The following is a 21,266-nucleotide window of genomic DNA, read 5'->3' as shown; positions in this document are numbered from 1 at the left end:
CGTCCTCACGCTCCTATCCGGTAGAGCGAGTGGGTCCAGGAGAAGGAGTTGTTGTTCACGTACCAGGCGTGGGAGGCCCAGTTGTAGCGGTCGCTGGAGGGCCACGGGTCGCCCCAGTACACCCAGCTGTCGCTGTCGTCGTAGCCGTACACGACGTGCATGTGGCCGCCGCCGCTCGCCCACTGGATGCGGGTCTCGACGGGCCGGCCGGCGTTGATCTCGGTCTGCACGGTCGAGTAGCGCAGCCAGCCGTCGACGTACGAGCCGGGGTTGACGCCGGCCCAGCGCAGTCCGGTCTGGACGTTGCCGAGGGTGGCCTGCCAGTTGGGGCAGTCGTAGCCCTGCTGCCGGTTGAAGGCGGCGTTGCAGAACTGGTTCTGGCTGTACGAGCGGCCGAACCAGGCGGCGATGGTGTTGCCGCCGGCGGCCCAGCACCAGTTGGTCTTCTGCTGGGCCTGCATGGTGATGTTCAGCCGCTTGGCGGCGAAGGCGGAGACGTCCTCACCGCCCGGGGCGGCGGCGGTGACGGGGGCGGGGGCCGGGGCGACCGTGGCCTGGGGGGCGGCGGTCGCCGGGGTGGCGGTGGGGACGAGGAAGAGTGCCGCAGCGGCGGCGGCCGGCGCCACGAGGGACAGCCTTCTTCTGCGCATCGCGTTCCTCCCGGGGTGGGGGGTGGGGATGGAGTGGGGGGTGTGGAGGAGCGCGTCCGGACGCTGGTGAGGAGCATCGGGCGTTGTCCGGATCCGGTCAACACGCTTCAATGCGGGGTGACGACGGGCTGTGAACGGTGTGACCCCCCTGTGAACGGGCACCGCGCCCCACCTGCCCGCCCGCGGCCCCCGGCGCGGTGGGCCGCCCTCAGGAGTGAACGTTCACGGAGGAGCCCTCGTGAGCCACACCGAGGCCGATCTGGTGCAGCTGCTGCACACCGGCCCCTTCCATCTGGCCCTGCGCACCGCGCTGGCCGTACGCGGTCTGCCGCTCCAGCGGGTCCAGCACCATCTGGCGCACCGGGGCGTCAAGGTCGGCGTGACCTCGCTGAGTTACTGGCAGCAGGGGGCCCGGCGGCCGCGGCGGCCCGAGTCCCTGAAGGCGGTCGCGGCCCTGGAGGAGGTGCTCCAGCTGCCGGGCAACTCGCTGCTGCGGCTGCTGTCGGCGGACGCCGGCGGCCGCGCCGAGGTGGAACGGCCGGCGGCCCGCTCGTACCGCTCGCTGGTGGAGGCCTCCGGCACGGTCGAGCAGCTGCTGGCCGAGCTGGAGTCCCCGGCGGACGGCGGGCTGCACACGGTGGGGCAGATCGACCGGGTACGGATCGGGGCGGCGCGGCAGCTGCTCGGGCGGGACACCCAGCAGGTGGTGCGGGCGCACCGGGACGGGGTGGACCGGTACGTGGCCGTGCACCACGGCGACCCGGGCTGCGATCCGTCGCGGGTGGTGGTGCGGGCGGTGGAGAACTGCCGCGCGGGGCGGGTGCGGTGGCACGCGGAGACGGGTGTGGTGGTGGCGGAGCTGCTGTTCGACGCGCGGCTGCGGGCCGGGGACACGCATCTGTTCGCGTACGGCTTCGACGACGGTACGGCGGGGCCGAGCGGGGAGTACGTGCGCGGGTTCACCTTCGCGGCGGGGCAGTACGTGCTCCAGGTGCGGTTCGACGAGGCCGCGCTGCCGGTGCGGTGCCGCCGGTTCGCGCAGGCGTCGGCGGGGGCGCCGCGGGGCGGCCGGGCCGAGCTGACCCTGCACGGCCCCCACCGCACGGTGCACCTCGCGGAGCAGGGCGTGCGTCCCGGACTCCTGGGGATCGACTGGGACTGGGCGTGACACCGGGCCGGGCGGGCGACGCACCGTGCGCGGAGGTCAGGCCTCTGGGCCGGGTGCTTGGGGCCGGTCAGGCCTCGGGGCCGGCGATCAGCTTGCCGTTCTCGACGCGGACCGGGACCTCGGGGAGCGGGACGGTGGCGGGGCCCTTGAGCGCCTTGCCGGTCGTGACGTCGAAGCGGCTGCCGTGGCAGGGGCAGTTGCCCTCGTTGTCCTGGATCTTGTCCAGGACGCAGCCGGCGTGGGTGCACTGGGCGCTGAACGCCTTGTACTGCCCCTTGGCCGGGCAGCTCACGAGGAGCCGCTGCTCGCGGTAGAGCTTCGCGCCGCCGACGGGCACGGCGTCCGGGGCGCCGAGGTCGACCGGGGCGGTCGGGGTCGGAACGGTGGCGTGGCCGAGCTTGGACTCGGTGGAGCAGGCGGCGACTCCCAGCCCGGCGGCACCGGCGAGCGCGGCACCTTTCAGGACGGTGCGGCGGGTGGACTGGCCGGACATGAGCGCTCCACGGGGCTGGCGGTACGGAGGTGTCGGCTCCGACGATACCGGCGCGGATTCGTGTGCTTTCGGGCGGGCCTGTCGTGGGCGGCCGGACATGGGTTACGTTCCGGTGCGTGATCGTCGTCGCCGGTGAGTCCCTGATCGACCTGGTCCCCGACAAGGCGGCCGGGCCCGTGTCCGCGCTGTCCCCGCTGCTCCCCCGCCCGGGTGGCGGGCCGTACAACACGGCCGTCGCCCTGGGGCGGCTGGGCGCCCCGGTGGCCTTCTGCTCCCGGGTGTCGGCGGACGCCTTCGGCGAGGTCCTGATGGGGGGCCTCGCGGCGGCCGGGGTGGCGACCGGGCTGGTGCGGCGGGGGCCGGAGCCGACCTCGCTCGCGGTGGCGACGGTGGGGCCGGACGGCTCGGCTCGGTACGGCTTCTACGTGGAGGGGACGGCGGACCGGCTGTTCGAGCTGCCCGGACCGCTCCCGGCGGAGGCGCGGGCACTGTGCCTCGGCACCTGCTCCCTGGTCCTGGAGCCGGGAGCGAGCGCGTACGAGGCGCTGCTGCGGCGTGAGGCGGGGCGGGGCGTCGTGACGCTGCTGGACCCGAACGTGCGGCCCGGCCTGATCCCGGACCCGGAGGCGTACCGGCGCCGCTTCGCGGGCTGGCTGCCGTACGTCTCGCTCCTGAAGCTCTCCGAGGAGGACGCGGCCTGGCTGGGCGGCTCCCCCGCCGCGTGGCGGGCGCGCGGGCCGGCCGCGGTGGTCGTGACGCGGGGCGCCGCCGGCCTGACGGTGGTCACGGAGGGGTTCGAGGTGTCGGTGCCGGGGGTGCCGGTGCGGATCGCGGACACGATCGGCGCCGGGGACACGGTGAACGCGGCCCTGCTGCACGGTCTGGGCGACCGGAGGCCGGAGGCCCTTTCGGCGGAGGAGTGGCGGGACCTGCTGACGTACGCGGCGAGGGCGGCGGCCGTCACCTGCACCCGCCCCGGCGCGGAACCGCCGTACGCGCACGAGCTGCGGGGCTGAGGGAGCGGCGGTCCGCTCCCCCGGCGGGCCCGGCCCTGGTGCACCACGGCCGCGGCCCCCGGGTCGGTCCGGGGCCCGCGGCCGTGGTGGTCCGGGGGTGGGGTCAGGCCTTGGCGGCCTTGCCCGTCGTGGCCTTCGCCGTCTTCCTGGCGGTGGCCGCCGGCTTCGCGGCGGCCTTCTTCGCCGGGGCCGCCGTCTTCTTGGCGGGGGCCTTCTTCTTCGCTCCGCGCGCCGCCGGGACGGCCGCGGTGGCGTCGCTGATCCGGTCCGGGCCGAGGATCTCGCGGAGGAACTTGCCCGTGTGGCTCGCGGGCACGGAGGCCACTTCCTCGGGGGTGCCCTCGGCGACGACCACGCCGCCGCCGCTGCCGCCCTCGGGGCCCATGTCGATGATCCAGTCGGCGGTCTTGATGACATCGAGGTTGTGCTCGATGACGATCACCGAGTTGCCCTTGTCGACCAGACCGGACAGCACCTTGATCAGCTTCGAGATGTCCTCGAAGTGCAGACCGGTGGTCGGCTCGTCCAGGACGTAGACCGTGCGGCCGGTCGAACGCTTCTGGAGCTCGGAGGCGAGCTTCACGCGCTGCGCCTCACCGCCGGAGAGCGTCGGCGCCGACTGCCCGAGCCGCACGTACCCGAGACCGACCTCGTTGAGCGTGCGCAGGTGGCGGGCGATCGTCGGGACGGCCTCGAAGAAGTCGAGGGCTTCCTCGATCGGCATGTCCAGGACCTCGGCGATGGACTTGCCCTTGTAGTGGACCTCCAGGGTCTCCCGGTTGTACCGGGCGCCGTGGCAGACCTCGCACGGGACGTAGACGTCCGGCAGGAAGTTCATCTCGATCTTGATCGTGCCGTCGCCGGAGCAGTTCTCGCAGCGGCCGCCCTTGACGTTGAAGGAGAACCGGCCGGGCAGGTAGCCGCGGACCTTGGCCTCCATCGTCTCCGCGAACAGCCTGCGGACGTGGTCGAAGACACCGGTGTAGGTGGCCGGGTTCGACCGGGGGGTGCGGCCGATCGGGGACTGGTCGACGTGCACGACCTTGTCGACCAGGTCGTCGCCGTCCACCCGGGTGTGGCGTCCGGGCACCGACTTGGCGCCGTTCAGCTCGCGGGCCAGGTGGGTGTAGAGGATGTCGTTGACCAGGGTCGACTTGCCGGATCCCGAGACGCCGGTGACGGCGGTGAGGACGCCGAGCGGGAAGGAGACGTCGATGTCCCGCAGGTTGTTCTCCCGGGCGCCGTGCACGGTGAGCGCGCGGCCGGGGTCGACGGGGCGGCGGGTCTCCGGGGTGGCGATCGCCCTGCGCCCGGACAGGTACTGCCCGGTCATCGACTCCTCGTTGGCGAGGAGCTCCTTCAGCGGACCGGAGTGGACGACCTTGCCGCCGTGCTCGCCGGCGCCCGGGCCGATGTCCACGACCCAGTCGGCGACCTTGATCGTGTCCTCGTCGTGCTCGACCACGATGAGCGTGTTGCCCATGTCCCGCAGCCGGACGAGGGTCTCGATGAGCCGGTGGTTGTCCCGCTGGTGCAGGCCGATGGACGGCTCGTCCAGCACGTACAGCACGCCGACCAGGCCGGAACCGATCTGGGTGGCGAGCCGGATGCGCTGGGCCTCGCCACCGGAGAGCGTGCCCGCGGCGCGGTTGAGCGAGAGGTAGTCGAGGCCGACGTCCACCAGGAAGCGGAGCCGCTCGTTGACCTCCTTGAGGACGCGCTCGGCGATCTTCTTGTCGCGCGCGCTCAGCGTGAGGCGGGACAGGAACTCGGCGCAGTCGCTGATGGACATCGCGGAGACCTCGGCGATGGACTTGTCCATGACCGTGACCGCGAGGACGATCGGCTTGAGGCGGGTGCCCTCGCAGGTGGGGCAGGGCACCTCACGCATGTAGCCCTCGAAGCGCTCGCGGCTGGAGTCGCTCTCGGCCTCGCTGTGGCGCCGCTTGACGAACGAGACGGCGCCCTCGAAGGCGGGGGTGGTGTACGCCCGCTCGCGGCCGTACCGGTTGCGGTAGCGGACCTCGACCTGCGTCTTGTGGCCGTACATCAGGGCCTTCTTGGCCCGCTGCGGCAGCCCCGCGTACGGGATGTCCGTACGGAAGCCGAGCGCCTGGGCCAGACCGCCGATGAGCCGGCCGAAGTACTCCTTGGTGTGGCCGTGCGACCAGGGGTGGATGGCGCCCTCGTCGAGGGACTTCTCCTCGTCGGGGACGATCAGGTCCGGGTCGACCTCCATGCGGGTGCCGATGCCGGTGCAGTCGGGGCACGCGCCGAAGGGCGAGTTGAAGGAGAAGGAGCGCGGCTCCAGCTCCTCGAAGGAGAGGTCGTCGTACGGGCAGTAGAGGTGCTCCGAGTACATCCGCTCACGCTCGGGGTCGTCCTCGGGGAGGTCGACGAAGTCGAGCACGACCATGCCGCCGGAGAGGCCGAGGGCGGTCTCCACGGAGTCGGTGAGCCGGCGCTTGGCGCCGTCCTTCACGGTGAGGCGGTCCACGACCACCTCGATCGTGTGCTTCTCCTGCTTCTTCAGCACCGGCGGCTCGCTGAGCTGCACGGTCACCCCGTCGACCCGGGCGCGGCTGTAGCCCTTGGTCTGGAGGTCGGCGAAGAGGTCCACGAACTCGCCCTTGCGCTCGCGGACGAGCGGCGAGAGCACCTGGAAGCGGCTGCCCTCGGGCAGCTCCAGGACCCGGTCCACGATGGCCTGCGGCGACTGGCGCGAGATCGGGCGGCGGCACTCGGGACAGTGCGGCTTGCCGATGCGCGCGAAGAGGAGCCGGAGGTAGTCGTAGACCTCGGTGATGGTGCCGACCGTGGAGCGCGGGTTGCGCGAGGTCGACTTCTGGTCGATGGAGACGGCGGGCGAAAGACCCTCGATGAAGTCCACGTCCGGCTTGTCCATCTGGCCGAGGAACTGCCGTGCGTACGAGGAGAGGGACTCGACGTAGCGACGCTGCCCCTCGGCGAAGATCGTGTCGAAGGCGAGGGAGGACTTGCCCGACCCCGAGAGTCCGGTGAAGACGATGAGGGAGTCGCGCGGGAGGTCGAGCGAGACGTTCTTGAGGTTGTGCTCGCGCGCGCCACGGACGATGAGACGGTCGGCCACGCCGGTCCGCACCTTTCTTGAGAGAGCGGATGTGCCTGAACACCCAACAACCAAGGATGCCTGATGCTTCCAGCGAGCCTATAGCACGCACATTCGATTTCCGGACGGTCGGCGAGCGCTTCACCCGAACGAGTGGTCGGCGCTAGGGTCGGCGCCATGATCGATCACGAGCGCGACCTGGCCTCCGTACGCGAGGCGACCGAGCGGCTGCTGAACGACGCCGCCTCCTGGGACAACGCGGCCGTCGCCGAGCCGTCACGGCTTCCCGGCTGGAGCCGTGGCCACGTCCTCGCCCACCTCTCCCGGAACGCCGACGCCCTGGTGAACGTGCTCCGGGGGCTGCCCATGTACGCGAGCGCCGAGGCGCGCGACGCCGACATCGAGCGGGACGCCGGGCGGCCCCTCGACGCGCAGCTCGCCGACCTGCGCGCGACCGCCGACCGCTTCCAGGCCGTGGCGGCCGAGCCCGCCGACTGGGGCCGTACGGTCGAGCTGCGCAACGGGGTGACCGACAGCGCCTCGCGGCTGCCCTTCCGCCGCTGGGTGGAGGTGGCCCTGCACCACGTGGACCTGGGCGCCGGCTACGAGCTGGAGGACCTTCCCGAGGAGTTCACGGACCGGGAGATCGCCTTCCTCGCCGACCGCTTCGCCGGCCTGGAGAGCGTGCCCCCGGCCGTCCTGCGCGCCGACGACGGCCGCACCTGGACGACCGGCCGGAGCCGGGGCGGGGACGAGGAGGCCGTCACGGTGTCCGGCCCGGCCGCCGACCTGCTCGGCTGGCTCGCCGGACGGCGCGACGGCTCGGCCCTGAAGACCGAGGGCGGCGCGCTGCCCTCGCTCCCGCCGCTGTAGGCGGAGGCGCCCGGGTTCCGGCACCGCCCGCGGCGGTGCCGGCCCGCACCTCATGACGCGCAGGGCCGGATTACGCTGAGCCCATGACGTACAGCGGAGCGGTGAAGGTCGGCGGGCCCGCCGACGTGCACGAGCTGTCGGAGCTGATGATCTCCAAGGTCGCGGTCGGCCCGATGGACAACAACGCGTATCTGCTGCGCTGCCGGGCGACCGGTGAGCAGCTCCTGATCGACGCGGCGAACGAGCCCCACACCCTCCTCACCCTGATCGGCGACGACGGCGTCGCCGGTGTCGTCACCACCCACCGGCACGGCGACCACTGGCAGGCCCTGGCCGAGGTGGTGGCCACGACCGGCGCCCGGACGTACGCGGGGGCGTACGACGCGGAGGGCATCCCCGTCACGACCGACGTGCCCGTGGAGGACGGCGACACGATCCGGGTCGGCCGGGTCGAGCTCACCGCCCGCCGGGTCGTCGGACACACGCCGGGTTCGATCGTCCTGATCTACGACGACCCGCACGGCCACCCCCACGTCTTCACCGGCGACTGCCTCTTCCCCGGCGGCGTCGGCAACACCTGGCAGGACCCCGAGGCCTTCGCGCGGCTGCTCCACGACGTCGAGACCAAGCTCTTCGCCGTTCTGCCGGACGAGTCCTGGATCTACCCGGGCCACGGCAGGGACACCACGCTCGGTGACGAGCGCCCCCACCTGCCGGAGTGGCGCGAGCGCGGCTGGTGAACCGGCGCCGGCCGGACCGCTCCCCCGGTGGCGGCCCCTGTGACCAGGGTGGCGCGCGCACCGTTTCCCACGCGCCTCCGCACGCCCCCGTAACCGGGACGCCCGGCGGGTAGTTGGCGCGACATGCGCCACAGTCACCCTCCGTCGCCGTCCCGCGCCCCCTCGATGGCCCGGCTCGCCGTCGCCTCGCTCGTCGGCACGGCCGTCGAGTTCTACGACTTCTTCATCTACGGCACCGCCGCGGCCCTCGTCCTCGGGCCGCTCTTCTTCCCGACCTTCTCGCCGCTCGCCGGGACGCTGGCGGCCTTCGGCACCTTCGCCGTGGGCTTCCTCGCCCGCCCGCTGGGCTCGATCGTCTTCGGCCAGGTCGGTGACCGGTACGGGCGGCGGCCGGTGTTGTTCGTCTCGTTGCTGCTCACCGGCTGCGCCACCGTCGCGGTCGGCTGCGTCCCGGCGTACGGGTCGATCGGCATCGCCGCGCCCCTGTTGCTGCTGACCCTCCGCTTCCTGCAGGGCCTCGGCCTGGGCGGCGAGTGGGGCGGGGCGGTGCTGCTCACCGCCGAGCACGCGCCCGCGCACCGGCGCGCGCTGTGGGCGAGCTTCCCCCAGATCGGCCCGGCGGTCGGCTTCCTCCTCGCCAACGGGGTGATGCTGGGGCTCTCGGCAGGGCTCAGCGACGCCGAGTTCCGCTCCTGGGGCTGGCGGGTGCCGTTCTGGGTGGCCGGTGTCCTGGCCGCCGCGGGCCTGCTGCTGCGCTCCTCGCTGGCGGAGACCCCGCAGTTCGAGGAACTGTCGGCGACCGGACGGCGGGCGAGCGCCCCGCTGGCCGAGGTGGCGCGGGGCCACTGGCGCCTGGTGCTGCTGACGGCCGGCGCGCTGGCGGTCGGGTACGCGATCTTCTACACGGTCTCCACCTGGGCGCTGGCCTACGGGACCGAGCGGCTGGGGGTGAGCAGCACGGTGATGCTGAGCTGTGTCATGGCCGCCGTGGCGATCAAGGGGGCGGCCACCCCGTTCGTGGCACTGCTCGCCGACCGCTGGGGGCGCCGCCCGCTGTGCCTGGCGGGTTGCGCGGCCGCGGCGCTGTGGATGTTCCCGCTGGTGGGGCTGCTGCACACGGGGCGGCCGCTGCTGATGTTCCTCGGTTTCCTGGGGGCGCTGCTGGCCTTCATCACGATGTTCGCGGTGGTGGCGGCGTACCTGCCGGAGCTGTACGAGCCCCGGGTGCGCTGCACGGGCGCCGCGGTCGGCTACAACCTGGCAGGCGTCCTGGGCGGCGCGCTCACCCCGCTCGTCGCCACGGCGCTCTCGGAGGGCCGCTCGGGGCCGCCCTGGGGGGTGGCGGCCTATCTGACGCTGCTCGCCCTGCTGAGCCTGGGCTGCTTCGCGCTCCTCCCGGAGACGCTGCCGGAGCGCTCGGCGGCGGTGGAGGGCGCCCCGGCCTGAGGGGCCGGGAACACGGCGACGGCCGGCCGGGAGGACTCCCGGCCGGCCGTCGCCGTGTGGTGTGGGGCCTACGCCCGTGGGCGTCAGGCGCCGACGCTGTCCTTCTCGCCCGCCCCGGTGGCCGCGGCCTCCTCGGCCTCCTTGCGCTCCTGCTTCCTGGAGGCGATCAGGCTGGTGACGGTGGTGATGACCAGCACGCCGCAGATGACCGCGAGGGAGAACGGGATCGAGATCTCGGGTACGTGGACGCCGGACTCGTGCAGGGCGTGCAGCACGAGCTTGACGCCGATGAAGCCGAGGATCACCGACAGGCCGTAGCTGAGGTGGACCAGCTTCTTCAGCAGGCCGCCGATCAGGAAGTACAGCTGCCGCAGACCCATGAGGGCGAAGGCGTTGGCGGTGAAGACGATGTACGGGTCCTGGGTGAGGCCGAAGATCGCCGGGATCGAGTCCAGGGCGAAGAGGACGTCGGTGGTGCCGATGGCGAGCATGACGACCATCAGCGGCGTCAGCACCCTCTTGCCGTTGTTGCGGATGAACAGCTTGGTGCCGTGGTAGCGGTCCGCGACGCCGAACTTCTTCTCGACGGACTTGAGGAGACGGTTCTCCTCGAAGTCGTCCTCCTCCTCGTCGGAGCGCGCCTCCTGGATGAGCTTCCAGGCGGTGTAGATCAGGAACGCGCCGAAGATGTAGAAGACCCAGGAGAAGCTGGCGATGATCGCGGCGCCGGCCGCGATGAAGATCGCGCGGAGCACCAGGGCGATCAGCACGCCGATCAGCAGCACGCGCTGCTGGAGGTGGGAGGGCACCGAGAACTTCGCCATGATCAGGACGAAGACGAAGAGGTTGTCGACACTCAGCGACTTCTCGGTGATGAATCCGGCGAAGAACTCTCCGGACGCCTGGCTGTTGCCGAAGAACAGCAGGCCGAGACCGAAGAGGACGGCGAGGACGATCCAGACGACCGTCCAGATGCCGGCTTCCTTCACCGACACGTCATGGGGCTTGCGGCCGATGAGGAAGTCGGCTCCGATGAGGGCACACAGACCGAGAATGGTCAGCACCCACAGGGTCATTGAAACGTCCACTGCGCCTCCGGCGTCGTACGGCTACTGATCAGCGTCGTCGCTGCCGGAGGTCTCTTCCACCCGGGCGGCACGCGTGCCGCCACCGGGCCGACGCCCCGGGCCGGATCACCGTGATCCGTCCGTACTGACGGGAACGCCGCGCTTGGGGAGTACTCCCCTCCGCCCCAAGAACACTACCCGAAGAACCAAGAGAAGGTAAAGGGGAGGGTAAAGGGGACCCAAAAGCGCAGGTCACCGCTGGTTCTGTGGGCGGGCCCCGGCCACCTGCGCGAGGACCTGACGCAGCACGGCGCTGCCCGGCGGGAGGACCGGCGGCTCGTACGTCCAGGCGTGGCCGACCCAGGGATCGGCGAGGTGGTCGTCGGGCACGGGGGTGAGCCGGAGCAGCGAACGCCACAGGGGGTCGAGCACGGGGCCGTAGGCGGCGGCGTCCTCCCGGTCGGCGACGAGCAGCAGATGGACCCCGGCCGAGGGCCCCTCGTCGGCCAGGTAGCGCAGCCGGGTGACGGCCCGGTCGTCGAAGCCGTGCGGGAAGTCGTGCACGATCAGCAGCTGCCGGGCGGTGTCCAGACCGGGCGGCAGCGCGTCCGGGGCGCCCGCGCGCAGCGCCATCTGGAGCAGGTCGACCCGCTCGGTCAGCTGCTCCAGGACGGTGGTGACGCCGGCCGCGCCCCGGGCCACGGGGGCGGCGAGGACGCCGGTCTCCACGAGGGGCGCGAAGGCGGCGGTTCCCGAGCCGGCCGGGTCGAGGACGTGGACGGCGAACCGTCCCGGCGGGTGGACCGCGAGCAGGCGGGCCGTGTGCGCGACGGCGGTGTCGAGGGCGAGACGCCGCAGTTCCGCCGTGTCGAGCGCGCCGGCCGCTCCGGAGCGGTCCCGGCCGCTGTCCACCCAGATCCCGCGCTCCAGGGGGAGCCGGACGAGCAGCGGGATCCGCAGCTCCGGACGCTCGGGGAGGTGCAGGTCACCCAGGCGGACGGCCATCGGCGGTTCGTCGGGCGCGCGGTAGGCGTGCCAGGCCGGGCTGTCCCAGCGGGCGTACGCGACGGGGAGGGCGGGTTCGACGACCTCCGCCTCGGCGGCGAGCCGGTCCAGGTCGCGGTCGAGGACCTCCCGGGCCCGTTCCACGAGGTCGTCGTGCCGGGCCTTGGCGGCCGCCCTGGCCGCGTCACCCGCGCCGCCGATCCGGGCACGCGGGTCGGCGAGCACCTGGTCCAGCTCCTGATCGAGGCGGGACTCGGCGAAGTCGCGGGCACTGCGGTAGGCGGCGGCGGTGCGGGCCAGGTCCTCGAACATGCCCCAGACCTGGTTGTACAGGCGCTCGTCCATGGACCAGCCGGCGGCGTCACCGGCGACGGGGGCGGGGTACGGGGAGGCGGGGTCCGGCTCTCCCGGGGCGGGCGCGGGCACGGTGGGCGCGGGGGCCGGATCCGGCGCGGGGGCGCTCGGCCGGCGGCGCGGGTGGGCGTAGCTGATGGTCCCGCCGCTCGTCCCGACACGCGGGGCTCCGGCGGCGGAGGCGGCCGGGGGCCGGGCGGCTGCTTCGAGGACCGTGGCCGCGAGCTCGGCGGGCCGTTCCACGCCCTGGTCGGCGAGGAGTGCGGCGAGGCCGCCCTCGTACCCCTGGCCGACCGCGCGGACCTTCCAGGCGCCCTGGCGCCGGTACAGCTCCAGGGCGACGACGGCGGTCTCGCGGTCGAGGCCGGTGAGGGTGTGCTCGGCGAGGGCCCGGCCCTCCGGGTCGCACACGGAGACGAAGGGGGCGGCGACCGCGCCGAAGCGGTCGGGGCCGCTCACGCCCGGGGGCAGGACGAGCAGCACGGAGACCCGGTGGACGGTCTCCGGGAGCGCCGCCGGGTCGACGGCGAAACGGTGACCGACCGTGTCCGGTCCCGGCACGCCGATGCCGGGCGGGGCGGGCGCGCCGGGGCGGGCGACCCGTTCGGCGCCCGTGACCCGGCCGTCCGCGTCGCCGAGGGTGGCCAGGGCGACGACCGGATGACCGGCCGAGACCCGGATCTCCAGGGGGGTGTCGGGCAGGGGGCGGTTCTGTCCCCGGACCAGCTCGGCGGTCATCTCGGCTCTGTTCCCCTCGGCGTGTCCCCGGCCGGGCGCCGGGTGGTTGCTGTGGAACAGCTCCCGGCGGCCTGTGCCGCCGGGAGCTGTCGGTGCGTACGCGGGCCGCGTGTTACAGGTGCGGCAGGATCGCGGGCATGAGGTCCTGGAAGGTGCGGCCGTTGGCCGGGTTGCCCAGGGCGGTCATCCGCCAGCCCGTACCGGCCCGGTGCACCTTGGCCATGATCTGCGCGGTGTACTGGCCGCCGCCGTCGAGGGTGTAGCGCGCGAGCTCCTGCCCGTTCGTCTCGTCGACGAGCCGGCAGAAGGCGTTCTGCACCTCCTGGAAGGTCTGGCCGGTGAAGGAGTTCACCGTGAAGACGATCTGGTCGATGTGGACCGGGACGCGCTGGAGGTCGACGAGGATCGCCTCGTCGTCGCCCCCCTGGCCGACACCGCCGACCAGGTTGTCACCGGTGTGCCGTACCGAGCCGTCGTCGCTGACCAGGTGGCGGAAGAAGACCACGTCCACCGGCTGCTTGCCGGCGAACAGCACGGCCGAGGCGTCCAGGTCGATCTCCCGGGTGCGCGAGCCGAAGAGTCCCCGGCGCGGCGCGGCCTGCCAGCCGAGCCCCATCCGTACCTGGTCGAGGCTGCCCCCGCCCTGCTTCTCCAGGCTGATGGCCTGCCCCTTGGTCATGTTGACCGTCACGCGCTGCCCCTCTCGTCCCCGCGCCCGCCGTCGTGTGCGTGCGGCTGGGCAGCACCCTACGCAGGGACACCGACAGCGCAGCAGACGCGGTCCGGTTTTGTGTCGCTCCTGCAACACACCGGACCGCCTGCCGCTCGGGAGGGACGGTCAGGCGAGCCCCGCCTCCTTCATCTGGCGCAACTCCTTCTTCAGCTCGCCCACTTCGTCACGGAGGCGGGCCGCGACCTCGAACTGGAGCTCGGCCGCGGCGGCCCGCATCCGGTCGGTCATCTCCTCGATGATCGCGGCCAGTTCGGTCGCCGGACGGTCGCCCAGTTCGACGGTGCCGGACCGGCCGGCGCCCTTGCCCTTCCCCTTGCCGGGGGCCGCGTGCGCGGCGAGCGAGGGGACGGGGGCCTTGGCGCCCTTGCCGTCCTTGGACTGGCGGTACCCCGTGCCGAGGAGTTCCTCGGTGTCGATCTCCTCGCGGGCGATGGTCGCGACGATGTCGTTGATCTTCTTGCGGAGCGGCTGCGGATCGATGCCGTGCTCGGTGTTGTACGCGACCTGCTTCTCACGGCGCCGGTTGGTCTCGTCGATGGCCTGGGCCATCGCCGGGGTGATGGTGTCCGCGTACATGTGGACCTGGCCGGAGACGTTGCGCGCGGCGCGGCCGATGGTCTGGATCAGCGAGGTGCCCGAACGCAGGAAGCCCTGCTTGTCGGCGTCGAGGATGGCGACGAGGGAGACCTCGGGAAGGTCGAGGCCCTCGCGGAGGAGGTTGATGCCGACCAGGACGTCGTACTCGCCGGAGCGCAGCTCGCGCAGCAGCTCGATGCGGCGCAGGGTGTCGACGTCGCTGTGGAGGTAGCGCACCTGGATGCCGAGCTCCAGGAAGTAGTCGGTGAGGTCCTCGGCCATCTTCTTGGTGAGGGTGGTGACGAGGACCCGCTCGTCCTTCTCGGTGCGCAGCCGGATCTCGTGGACCAGGTCGTCGATCTGCCCCTCGGTGGGCTTGACGACCACCTCGGGGTCGACGAGGCCGGTGGGGCGGATGATCTGCTCGACGAAGCCGTCCGAGCGGGAGAGCTCGTAGGTGCCGGGGGTCGCGGAGAGGTAGACGGTCTGGCCGATGCGCTCCTGGAACTCCTCCCACTTCAGGGGCCGGTTGTCCAGGGCGGAGGGGAGCCGGAACCCGTGGTCCACGAGGGTCCGCTTGCGGGAGGCGTCGCCCTCGTACATGGCGCCGATCTGCGGCACGGTGACGTGGGACTCGTCGATGACCAGGAGGAAGTCCTCCGGGAAGTAGTCGAGGAGGGTGTTGGGCGGGGAACCGGGCTCGCGTCCGTCGAAGTGCAGCGAGTAGTTCTCGATGCCGGAGCAGGAACCGATCTGGCGCATCATCTCGATGTCGTACGTGGTCCGCATGCGCAGGCGCTGGGACTCCAGGTGCTTGCCCTGCTTGTCGAGCTCGGCCAGGCAGCTCTCCAGCTCCCGCTCGATGTCGTTGACGGCCCGCTCCATGCGCTCGGGTCCGGCGACGTAGTGGCTGGCGGGGAAGACGTACAGCTCCCGGTCCTCGCTGATGACCTCGCCGGTGAGCGGGTGGAGGGTGGAGAGCGCCTCGATCTCGTCGCCGAACATCTCGATGCGGACGGCGAGCTCCTCGTACACCGGGAAGATCTCGATGGTGTCGCCGCGCACCCGGAAGGTGCCCCGGGTGAACGCCAGGTCGTTGCGGGTGTACTGGATGTCGACGAAGCGGCGCAGCAGCTGGTCGCGGTCGATCTCCTCCCCGACCTTGAGCGGGACCATGCGGTCCACGTACTCCTGGGGGGTGCCGAGGCCGTAGATGCAGGAGACGGAGGCGACCACGATGACGTCCCTGCGGGTGAGCAGCGAATTCGTCGCGGAGTGGCGCAGCCGCTCCACCTCCTCGTTGATCGAGGAGTCCTTCTCGATGTAGGTGTCCGACTGCGGGACGTACGCCTCGGGCTGGTAGTAGTCGTAGTACGAGACGAAGTACTCGACCGCGTTGTTCGGCAGGAGCTCGCGGAACTCGTTGGCCAGCTGGGCGGCCAGGGTCTTGTTCGGCGCCATGACCAGGGTGGGGCGCTGGAGCTTCTCGATCATCCAGGCCGTGGTGGCCGACTTGCCGGTGCCCGTGGCGCCGAGCAGCACGACGTCCTTCTCGCCCGCGCGGACGCGCCGCTCGAGCTCGGCGATGGCGGCGGGCTGGTCGCCGCTGGGCTGGTAGGGGCTGACGACCTCGAAGGGCGCCACCGAACGTTCGATCTTGGAAACGGGCCGCATGCAACCACCGTACGACCCCGCACCGACAGTCGGGCGGTGATCGGTTCACCGCCCGGCCCCGACGGCCCGGCTCACCAGTCCTGGGAGCGGTGTCCGGCCCGGTGGACGGCCCTGCGGGCGCCGCGTCCGGCGGGGCGCGAGGACCAGTTCGCGGGCTCACCGTAGGTGGGCACGTGGCGGGGGGCGGGGATGCCGGGGCGGTGCACGGCGCGGGCCGGGGTCCGGTGCCGGTCCGGCTCGCCCATGACGAGCAGCGGGTCGAACATGACGACGACGGCCGCGAGGATCAGGAAGACCGCCGGCCCGATCAGCATCGGGAGGAGGGAGGTGGCGGTGTCGCCGGGGCCCGCCGGGGCGTCGCCGCCGTGGAGGTGGACGCTGACCGCCGACATGGCGGTGTAGTGCATACCACTGACGGCGACTCCCATCACCAGGCTCGCTCCGAGGCTGGCCAGAAATCCATGGACGGAGACGGCGGCCCAGAGGGCCGCGGTGGCGGCCACGACGGCGATGAGCACGGAGAGCGCGACGGTGAGGGTGTCGTAGTCGATCCGGCCCTCCAGGCGCATGCCGGCCATGCCCAGGTAGTGCATGGTGGCGATGCCGAGACCGGTGATGGTGCCGCCGGTCACCAGGGTGAGGGCGGTCGCCGCGCGGTAGCCCACGATGAAGATCCCGATGCCGACCATGAGGACGGCGACGCCCAGGCTGGCGAAGGTGATCGGCAGGTCGTAGCTGATCGGCGCCTGCCGGACCGAGAAGCCCATCATCGCGATGAAGTGCATGGTCCATATCCCGGTGCCGATGGAGGTGGCGCCGAGGGCGAGCCAGCCGGCCTTGAAGGTGTCGTCGTGGCGGAGCGACCGGGTGGTGCACCTCAGTCCGAGGGCACCGCCGAGGCAGGCCATGAGAAAGGCGGCCACGGGCGTGACGAGCCCGTAGCTGAAACCGTCGACCGTGCCCTGCATGAGCGTGTGCCCTCCACCCCTGGTACAACTTCGTCCGAAAACAGTCGGAACCGCTGGGTACTGCCCCCGGGGCGAGATTATGGCGCGCGTGGACCCGGGCGACCATGCGACCGGGGAATTTCCCCTGGTGAGACCTGAGCGAGACCGTGCCGTGATGCCGGACCGGCTGTCGGTGGCGGGTCGTACCGTGAGCGCATGGACATCGAAGCGGGGTCCGCCGTCGAGTGGACGGTGGTGGAGAGCGGGATCGGTCCGCTCCTCCTGGCGGCGACGGCGAAGGGGCTCGTGCGGGTCGAGTTCCACGCCGGTGCCGAGCGGCGCGCGCGCATGCTCGGCCGGCTGGCCGAGCAGCTGGGGACACGGCCGGTGGAGTGCGCCTCGGGCCTGCTCGCCGAGCCGATACGTCAGCTCCGCCGCTACTTCGCGGGCGATCCGCACGGCTTCGACCTGCCCCTGGACTGGTCCCTGACGGCCGGCTTCAACCGGCAGGTGCTCCGCGAGCTGGCGGCGGGCGTGCCGTACGGGACGGTCGTCGGGTACGGGGAGCTGGCGCGGCGCGTGGGGCAGCCGGGCGGGGCGCAGGCGGTGGGCGCGGCGATGGGCGCCAATCCGCTGCCGGTGGTGGTGCCGTGCCACCGGGTGGTGGAGAGCGACGGGGGACTCGGCGGCTTCGGGGGCGGCCTGGAGACGAAGCGGCGGCTGCTGGCGCTGGAGGGGGTGCTGCCGGAGCCGCTGTTCTGAGCGGGCGGGGTGGGGCCGGAGCGTCGCGGGCGGGGTCCGGGGGCGTTCCCCTCGTGGGGGACGGCTGGCAGACTCACGTAAGTGACCAAGATGCCCGACACCCCTGACAGCGCGCTCTCGGACGGACCACCCGCCCCCGTCGCGCTCCCCGCTCTGCGCCGGCGCGTCCAGGCCGTCCTGATCACCACCCAGATCCTCGGCGGCCTCGGCATCGCCATCGGCGTCGCGCTCGCCGCCGTCCTCGCCAAGGACGTCAGCGGCACGGAGGCCCTGTCGGGCCTCGCCTCCACGGCGACGGTGGCCGGGCCCGCGCTGCTCGCCATGCCACTGGCCGCGCTGATGGCCGCACGGGGACGGCGGGCCGGCCTGGTCCTGGCCTATCTGCTCGGGGCGCTCGGCGCCGGCGTGGTGGTGCTCGGCGCGGCCGTCGGCAGCTTCCCGCTGCTGCTCGCCGGCCTGGTCGGCTTCGGGGCGGGCTCGTCGGCCAATCTCGCGGCCCGTTTCGCCGCCGCCGACCTGGAGGAGGCCGACCGCAGGGCGCGCGCCATCTCCATGGTGGTGTGGGCGACCACCATCGGGGCCGTCCTCGGGCCGAACGTCGCCGCGCCCGCCGGGGAGAGCGTCACCGGTCTGGGCATCCCCGCCACGGCCGGCCCCTTCGTCTGGGCCGCCGGCGTCTTCGTGATCGCGGCGGCCGTGGTGGCCCTGCTGCTGCGCCCGGACCCGCTCCTGACTGCCCGCGCCCTGGCCGAGGCCGAGACGCCGGGCCGGCCGCCGGAGAACCGTTCCCTGCGGGCCGGCATGCGGGCCGTCCGGGAGTCCGCGTCCGCCCGGCTCGCCGTCGTCACGGTGGCCGTCTCCCACACCGCCATGGTGTCGATCATGTCGATGACCCCGGTCGCCCTCGACCACCACGGGGCGGGCATCCAGCTGATCGGCCTGGTGATCAGCGGACACATCGCCGGAATGTACGCCTTCTCCCCCCTTATGGGCTGGCTGTCCGACCGGCTCGGCCGACGCGCCGTGATCGGCCTCGCGGCCGGGCTCATCGCGCTGGCCGCGCTGCTCGCCGGCACGGCGGGACCGAGCCACGGGCAGACCGCGCTCGGCCTCTTCGTCCTGGGGCTCGGCTGGTCGGCGGGGCTGGTCTCCGGCTCGGCGCTGCTCACCGACTCCGTGCCGCAGGCGCAGCGGGCGGCGGCCCAGGGCCTCTCCGACTTCGTGATGAACACCGCGGCGGGCCTGGGCGGCCTCGCCGCGGGTCTGGTCGTGGCCGAGGCCGGCTACGGTCCGCTCAACGCGATCGCCGCCTGTCTGCTGCTGCCGATGGCCGCGCTGGCGCTGCGGAGCACGGTCCGCGGGAGCTGAGCCGCGCGGGCGGTGGGACACTCGCCCGTTCCGCCGGGTGGGCCCGCGGACGCGGGGCCCGGGCCGGCCGGTGCCCGTCACTCGGACGGGCCGGAGGGGGCCGGGCCCGGTACCGCCGGGGAGCTCGCGCCCGCGGCGAGGAGGCGCGGCGCGCCCGAACCGTCGGCGGGGACCGTCCAGACCCCGCCGCCCCGGCCGTACGCGAGGGTGCCGGCGTCCGTCCACAGGGCCTGGTCGTCGATGCCCCGCCGCTCGGCGGTGGGGTGCTCGCGGCCGGTGCGGAGGTCGTACACGTACAGCCGCCACGGCTCGCGCGGTCCGTCGCTCACCCGCTTCTTGAACGCGAGCCGGGTGCCGTCCGGGGAGAGCGAGGGGCATTCGACGTTCTCGCGCAGGGTGCGGGCCGACCAGGCGCGCAGGTCGCCCGCCACGAGGTGGGTGCGGCCGCCGGTCGAGACGGTGGCGTGGAAGCGGTTGTCGTCGGCGGCGAAGCTGACGCCCCAGTAGTTGACGTCCGGGGCGTGGTGGCGCCGTCCGGCGAGGGTGAGCGGGATCTGTTCCATGTTCTTGACCAGATAGCCCGTCCGCAGGTCCAGGATCGAGGTCCGGGTGGAGAAGGCGTTGCCCGCGTAGGAGTCGCCGGTCGCGAAGGTCGTCCAGGAGAGCATCCGCCCGGAGGCGGAGACCCTGGCGCGGCTGGGGGTGCCCGGCACGGTGACCCGGCGTACCTCGCGCAGCCGGCGGTCGAGCACGAGCGCGTCGGTACGGGCCGGGACGCCCGGCCGGCGCCGGAGGCACAGGGCGGTGCCTCCGGCGGTGTGGAACCGGTCGCAGGACGGGCCGCCCGCGACCCGGCCGCCGGGCGCGGCCGGGTCCACACGCGCGACGCGCCCGGTGGCGGTGTCGCGGACGTGGAGCACGCCGGCCCCCTGGTCGAGCGTGAAGCCGGTGTCGGCGGTCGCCGCGACGGCGGTCTCCCGCTCCGCCGCGGCGCGGAGCGTGTAGGCGGTGGCGCCGCCGCCGAGGACCAGGGCCGCGAGGACGATGATCCACGCGCGCGTGCGCCGGGACGGGCCCCGGCGGTCCGGGGCGCTGGGTTTCATGGTCGGGTCCTCCTGGTGGGTGCTGCGGGCGACAGCTCACCGGACGTCACGGCGGAGCGGCCGGGAGACGGAGGCCCGGGCCGGGCCGGTACGGGGGCGGACGGCGGAGGCACGGGCGGGGCCGCGTCCGGCGCCGGAGGATCCGCCACTGCCCCGGACCCGGGCGCCGGGTCCGGTCCGGGTGTCCTCGCCCCGCCTCCCCCGGGCCTGTCCCGTGGCAGCAGGCGGCAGGCGCAGCAGAGAGCGGCCGTGAGGGCCAGGGCCGCGCCGGCGAGCGCGGTCCGTGGACCGCTCAGCGTCCACAGGGCACCGAAGGCGATCCCCGCGCCGACGCGGGCGAGGGCCTGCGCGGTCTGGACGAGCGCGAGGCCGCCGGCCCGCCTCCGCTCGGGGAGCAGCGGTCCGGCGAGGGCCATCAGCACCCCGTCGGTCGCGGCGTAGAAGGCGCCGAGCAGCAGCAGGACGCCCGCCAGGACCAGCGGGCCGGGCAGGGGCGCGAGGAGCAGCCCGTAGGCCAGGAGCAGCGCCCCGTGGCCGTACAGGAAGGGCCGTCTCCGCCCGGTCCGGTCGGCCCGGCGTCCGACCGGTACGGCGAGCAGCAGGTAGACGCAGGCGGCGCCGAGCGGGAGGAAGGGGAACCAGGTGGCGGGGAGGTCGAGCCGCCGCTGGAGGAGCAGGTAGAGGAACGCGTCCCCGACGGTGGCGGCCCCGAGCAGGGCCGCGCAGAGCACGGTCCGCCGGTAGGCGGGCGAGCGGAGGGCGGCGAAGGCCCCGCCCCGCTCACGGGGCGGGCGGACCGGGGTCCGCGGGTCCCGCCGCCCCGGCACGAGCAGCACCCACAGGAGCACGCCGAAGGCCCCCACGCAGAGGCTGACCGCGAAGACGGCCTCGTAGGCGTCGGCCGTCGCCCACAGCAGCGCGAAGGCGGCCAGGGGGCCGAGGAGCGCTCCGGTGGTGTCCATGGCCCGGTGGACGCCGAACGCCCGGCCGAGGTCCTCCGGCGGGGTGTGGAGGGTGATGAGGGCGTCGCGCGGGGCGGTGCGGACGCCTTTGCCGAGCCGGTCGGCGGTGAGGGCGGCGGTGATCCAGCCGGCGGCGCCGGTCGCGCCGCCCGCGAGCAGCAGGCCGAGGCGGGAGCAGGCGGAGAGGGCGTAGCCGAGACCGGCCACCTGCTTGTGGCGCCCGCCCCGGTCGGCGGTGTGGCCGCCGAGGAGCCGGACGAGGGCGGTGGCGCCGGTGGTCACTCCGTCGAGCAGGCCGAACTGGAGCGGGGACAGGCCCAGTCCGAGGACGAGGTAGAGCGGCAGGACGGCGGTGACCATCTCGGAGGAGACGTCGGTGACGAGGCTGACCGTGCCGAGGGCGAGGACGGTGCCGGGGACGTGGGGGCCGGCCCCCCCCGGGGGGGGGGGGGCCCCCCCGCGGGCCGGGGGGGGGGGGGGACCCAGATGCGGAGCGGCGGGTC

17 protein-coding genes are annotated in these 21,266 nt (G+C 73.4%); 7 read left to right on the top strand and 10 right to left on the bottom strand.

What is annotated here, in order from left to right:
- Positions 1-5 precede the first annotated feature (5 nt).
- Positions 6-650 (bottom strand): papain-like cysteine protease family protein, encoded by a 645-nt coding sequence (locus tag ACFY60_RS13955; RefSeq protein WP_388611505.1) that lies wholly within the window; start codon positions 648-650, stop codon positions 6-8.
- Positions 651-888: 238 nt separating this feature from the next.
- Here ACFY60_RS13955 and ACFY60_RS13950 point away from each other — a divergent pair, with 238 nt between their 5' ends.
- Positions 889-1,818: a hypothetical protein gene (locus ACFY60_RS13950; protein ID WP_388611503.1), complete on the top strand. Its 930-nt coding sequence runs from the start codon at positions 889-891 to the stop codon at positions 1,816-1,818.
- Positions 1,819-1,885: 67 nt separating this feature from the next.
- Here ACFY60_RS13950 and ACFY60_RS13945 read toward each other — a convergent pair whose 3' ends face one another.
- On the bottom strand, positions 1,886-2,311 hold the full coding sequence (locus ACFY60_RS13945) for a Rieske (2Fe-2S) protein (protein ID WP_388611501.1): 426 nt from the start codon (positions 2,309-2,311) through the stop codon (positions 1,886-1,888).
- A 116-nt stretch (positions 2,312-2,427) separates the two neighbouring features.
- On the opposite strand from ACFY60_RS13945, the gene ACFY60_RS13940 reads away from it, so the two are divergent.
- Positions 2,428-3,327 carry a carbohydrate kinase gene (locus ACFY60_RS13940; protein WP_388611499.1) on the top strand — a complete coding sequence of 300 codons (900 nt, stop codon included), beginning with the start codon at positions 2,428-2,430 and terminating at the stop codon, positions 3,325-3,327.
- A gap of 103 nt (positions 3,328-3,430) precedes the next feature.
- Here ACFY60_RS13940 and uvrA read toward each other — a convergent pair whose 3' ends face one another.
- Complete coding sequence (gene uvrA, locus ACFY60_RS13935) at positions 3,431-6,436, bottom strand: excinuclease ABC subunit UvrA (RefSeq protein ID WP_388611497.1); 3,006 nt, start codon at positions 6,434-6,436, stop codon at positions 3,431-3,433.
- A gap of 156 nt (positions 6,437-6,592) precedes the next feature.
- On the opposite strand from uvrA, the gene ACFY60_RS13930 reads away from it, so the two are divergent.
- The 3 genes from ACFY60_RS13930 to ACFY60_RS13920 all read left to right on the top strand — a co-directional run bounded on the left by ACFY60_RS13930 (position 6,593) and on the right by ACFY60_RS13920 (position 9,474).
- Positions 6,593-7,288 carry a maleylpyruvate isomerase family mycothiol-dependent enzyme gene (locus ACFY60_RS13930; RefSeq protein ID WP_388611495.1) on the top strand — a complete coding sequence of 232 codons (696 nt, stop codon included), beginning with the start codon at positions 6,593-6,595 and terminating at the stop codon, positions 7,286-7,288.
- An 83-nt stretch (positions 7,289-7,371) separates the two neighbouring features.
- Positions 7,372-8,028, top strand: coding sequence for an MBL fold metallo-hydrolase (locus ACFY60_RS13925; RefSeq protein ID WP_388611493.1), 657 nt, complete (start codon positions 7,372-7,374; stop codon positions 8,026-8,028).
- Between the two features lie 165 nt (positions 8,029-8,193).
- On the top strand, positions 8,194-9,474 hold the full coding sequence (locus ACFY60_RS13920) for an MFS transporter (RefSeq protein ID WP_388611746.1): 1,281 nt from the start codon (positions 8,194-8,196) through the stop codon (positions 9,472-9,474).
- Between the two features lie 83 nt (positions 9,475-9,557).
- On the opposite strand, the gene ACFY60_RS13915 is transcribed toward ACFY60_RS13920, so the two are convergent.
- From ACFY60_RS13915 to ACFY60_RS13895, 5 genes are all read right to left on the bottom strand, one after another.
- Positions 9,558-10,562, bottom strand: coding sequence for a TerC/Alx family metal homeostasis membrane protein (locus ACFY60_RS13915; RefSeq protein ID WP_388611491.1), 1,005 nt, complete (start codon positions 10,560-10,562; stop codon positions 9,558-9,560).
- 231 nt (positions 10,563-10,793) lie between these two features.
- The gene (locus ACFY60_RS13910; RefSeq protein WP_388611489.1) at positions 10,794-12,638 is read right to left on the bottom strand and encodes a TerD family protein; all 1,845 of its coding nucleotides are present in this window, start codon (positions 12,636-12,638) and stop codon (positions 10,794-10,796) included.
- 112 nt (positions 12,639-12,750) lie between these two features.
- Complete coding sequence (locus ACFY60_RS13905; RefSeq protein WP_388611487.1) at positions 12,751-13,329, bottom strand: TerD family protein; 579 nt, start codon at positions 13,327-13,329, stop codon at positions 12,751-12,753.
- Positions 13,330-13,476: 147 nt separating this feature from the next.
- Positions 13,477-15,621, bottom strand: a complete 2,145-nt coding sequence (gene uvrB, locus ACFY60_RS13900) for an excinuclease ABC subunit UvrB (protein ID WP_388611485.1) — start codon at positions 15,619-15,621, stop codon at positions 13,477-13,479.
- 71 nt (positions 15,622-15,692) lie between these two features.
- Complete coding sequence (locus tag ACFY60_RS13895; protein ID WP_388611484.1) at positions 15,693-16,589, bottom strand: MHYT domain-containing protein; 897 nt, start codon at positions 16,587-16,589, stop codon at positions 15,693-15,695.
- 195 nt (positions 16,590-16,784) lie between these two features.
- Here ACFY60_RS13895 and ACFY60_RS13890 point away from each other — a divergent pair, with 195 nt between their 5' ends.
- Positions 16,785-17,330, top strand: coding sequence for a methylated-DNA--[protein]-cysteine S-methyltransferase (locus tag ACFY60_RS13890; protein WP_388611482.1), 546 nt, complete (start codon positions 16,785-16,787; stop codon positions 17,328-17,330).
- 90 nt (positions 17,331-17,420) lie between these two features.
- Positions 17,421-18,698, top strand: coding sequence for an MFS transporter (locus tag ACFY60_RS13885; protein WP_388611744.1), 1,278 nt, complete (start codon positions 17,421-17,423; stop codon positions 18,696-18,698).
- Positions 18,699-18,775: 77 nt separating this feature from the next.
- Here the strand turns inward: ACFY60_RS13885 and ACFY60_RS13880 are convergent, their stop codons facing one another.
- Entirely contained in the window at positions 18,776-19,801 is a 1,026-nt protein-coding gene (locus ACFY60_RS13880; protein WP_388611480.1) for a hypothetical protein, read from the bottom strand.
- Positions 19,798-21,249: an MFS transporter gene (locus ACFY60_RS13875; RefSeq protein WP_389458372.1), complete on the bottom strand. Its 1,452-nt coding sequence runs from the start codon at positions 21,247-21,249 to the stop codon at positions 19,798-19,800. The genes ACFY60_RS13880 and ACFY60_RS13875 overlap by 4 nt, the downstream gene beginning before the upstream one ends.
- Between the last annotated feature and the right edge of the window lie 17 nt (positions 21,250-21,266).

It is taken from the genome of Streptomyces sp. NPDC012827 (assembly GCF_042900905.1).
Taxonomy (GTDB): Bacteria; Actinomycetota; Actinomycetes; order Streptomycetales; family Streptomycetaceae; genus Streptomyces; species Streptomyces gulbargensis.
Note: the sequence above shows the minus strand (reverse complement) of the source record. Positions and strands in the feature narration are given on the sequence as shown.

Coding starts and splice junctions, on each gene's coding strand:
- uvrB (WP_388611485.1), bottom strand. CDS start 15,621: ATGCGGCCCGTTTCCAAGATCGAACGTTCGGTGGCGCCCTTCGAGGTC.
- ACFY60_RS13890 (WP_388611482.1), top strand. CDS start 16,785: ATGGACATCGAAGCGGGGTCCGCCGTCGAGTGGACGGTGGTGGAGAGC.
- ACFY60_RS13910 (WP_388611489.1), bottom strand. CDS start 12,638: ATGACCGCCGAGCTGGTCCGGGGACAGAACCGCCCCCTGCCCGACACC.
- ACFY60_RS13945 (WP_388611501.1), bottom strand. CDS start 2,311: ATGTCCGGCCAGTCCACCCGCCGCACCGTCCTGAAAGGTGCCGCGCTC.
- ACFY60_RS13925 (WP_388611493.1), top strand. CDS start 7,372: ATGACGTACAGCGGAGCGGTGAAGGTCGGCGGGCCCGCCGACGTGCAC.
- ACFY60_RS13955 (WP_388611505.1), bottom strand. CDS start 650: ATGCGCAGAAGAAGGCTGTCCCTCGTGGCGCCGGCCGCCGCCGCTGCG.
- ACFY60_RS13885 (WP_388611744.1), top strand. CDS start 17,421: ATGCCCGACACCCCTGACAGCGCGCTCTCGGACGGACCACCCGCCCCC.
- ACFY60_RS13895 (WP_388611484.1), bottom strand. CDS start 16,589: ATGCAGGGCACGGTCGACGGTTTCAGCTACGGGCTCGTCACGCCCGTG.
- ACFY60_RS13930 (WP_388611495.1), top strand. CDS start 6,593: ATGATCGATCACGAGCGCGACCTGGCCTCCGTACGCGAGGCGACCGAG.
- ACFY60_RS13880 (WP_388611480.1), bottom strand. CDS start 19,801: ATGAAACCCAGCGCCCCGGACCGCCGGGGCCCGTCCCGGCGCACGCGC.
- ACFY60_RS13920 (WP_388611746.1), top strand. CDS start 8,194: ATGGCCCGGCTCGCCGTCGCCTCGCTCGTCGGCACGGCCGTCGAGTTC.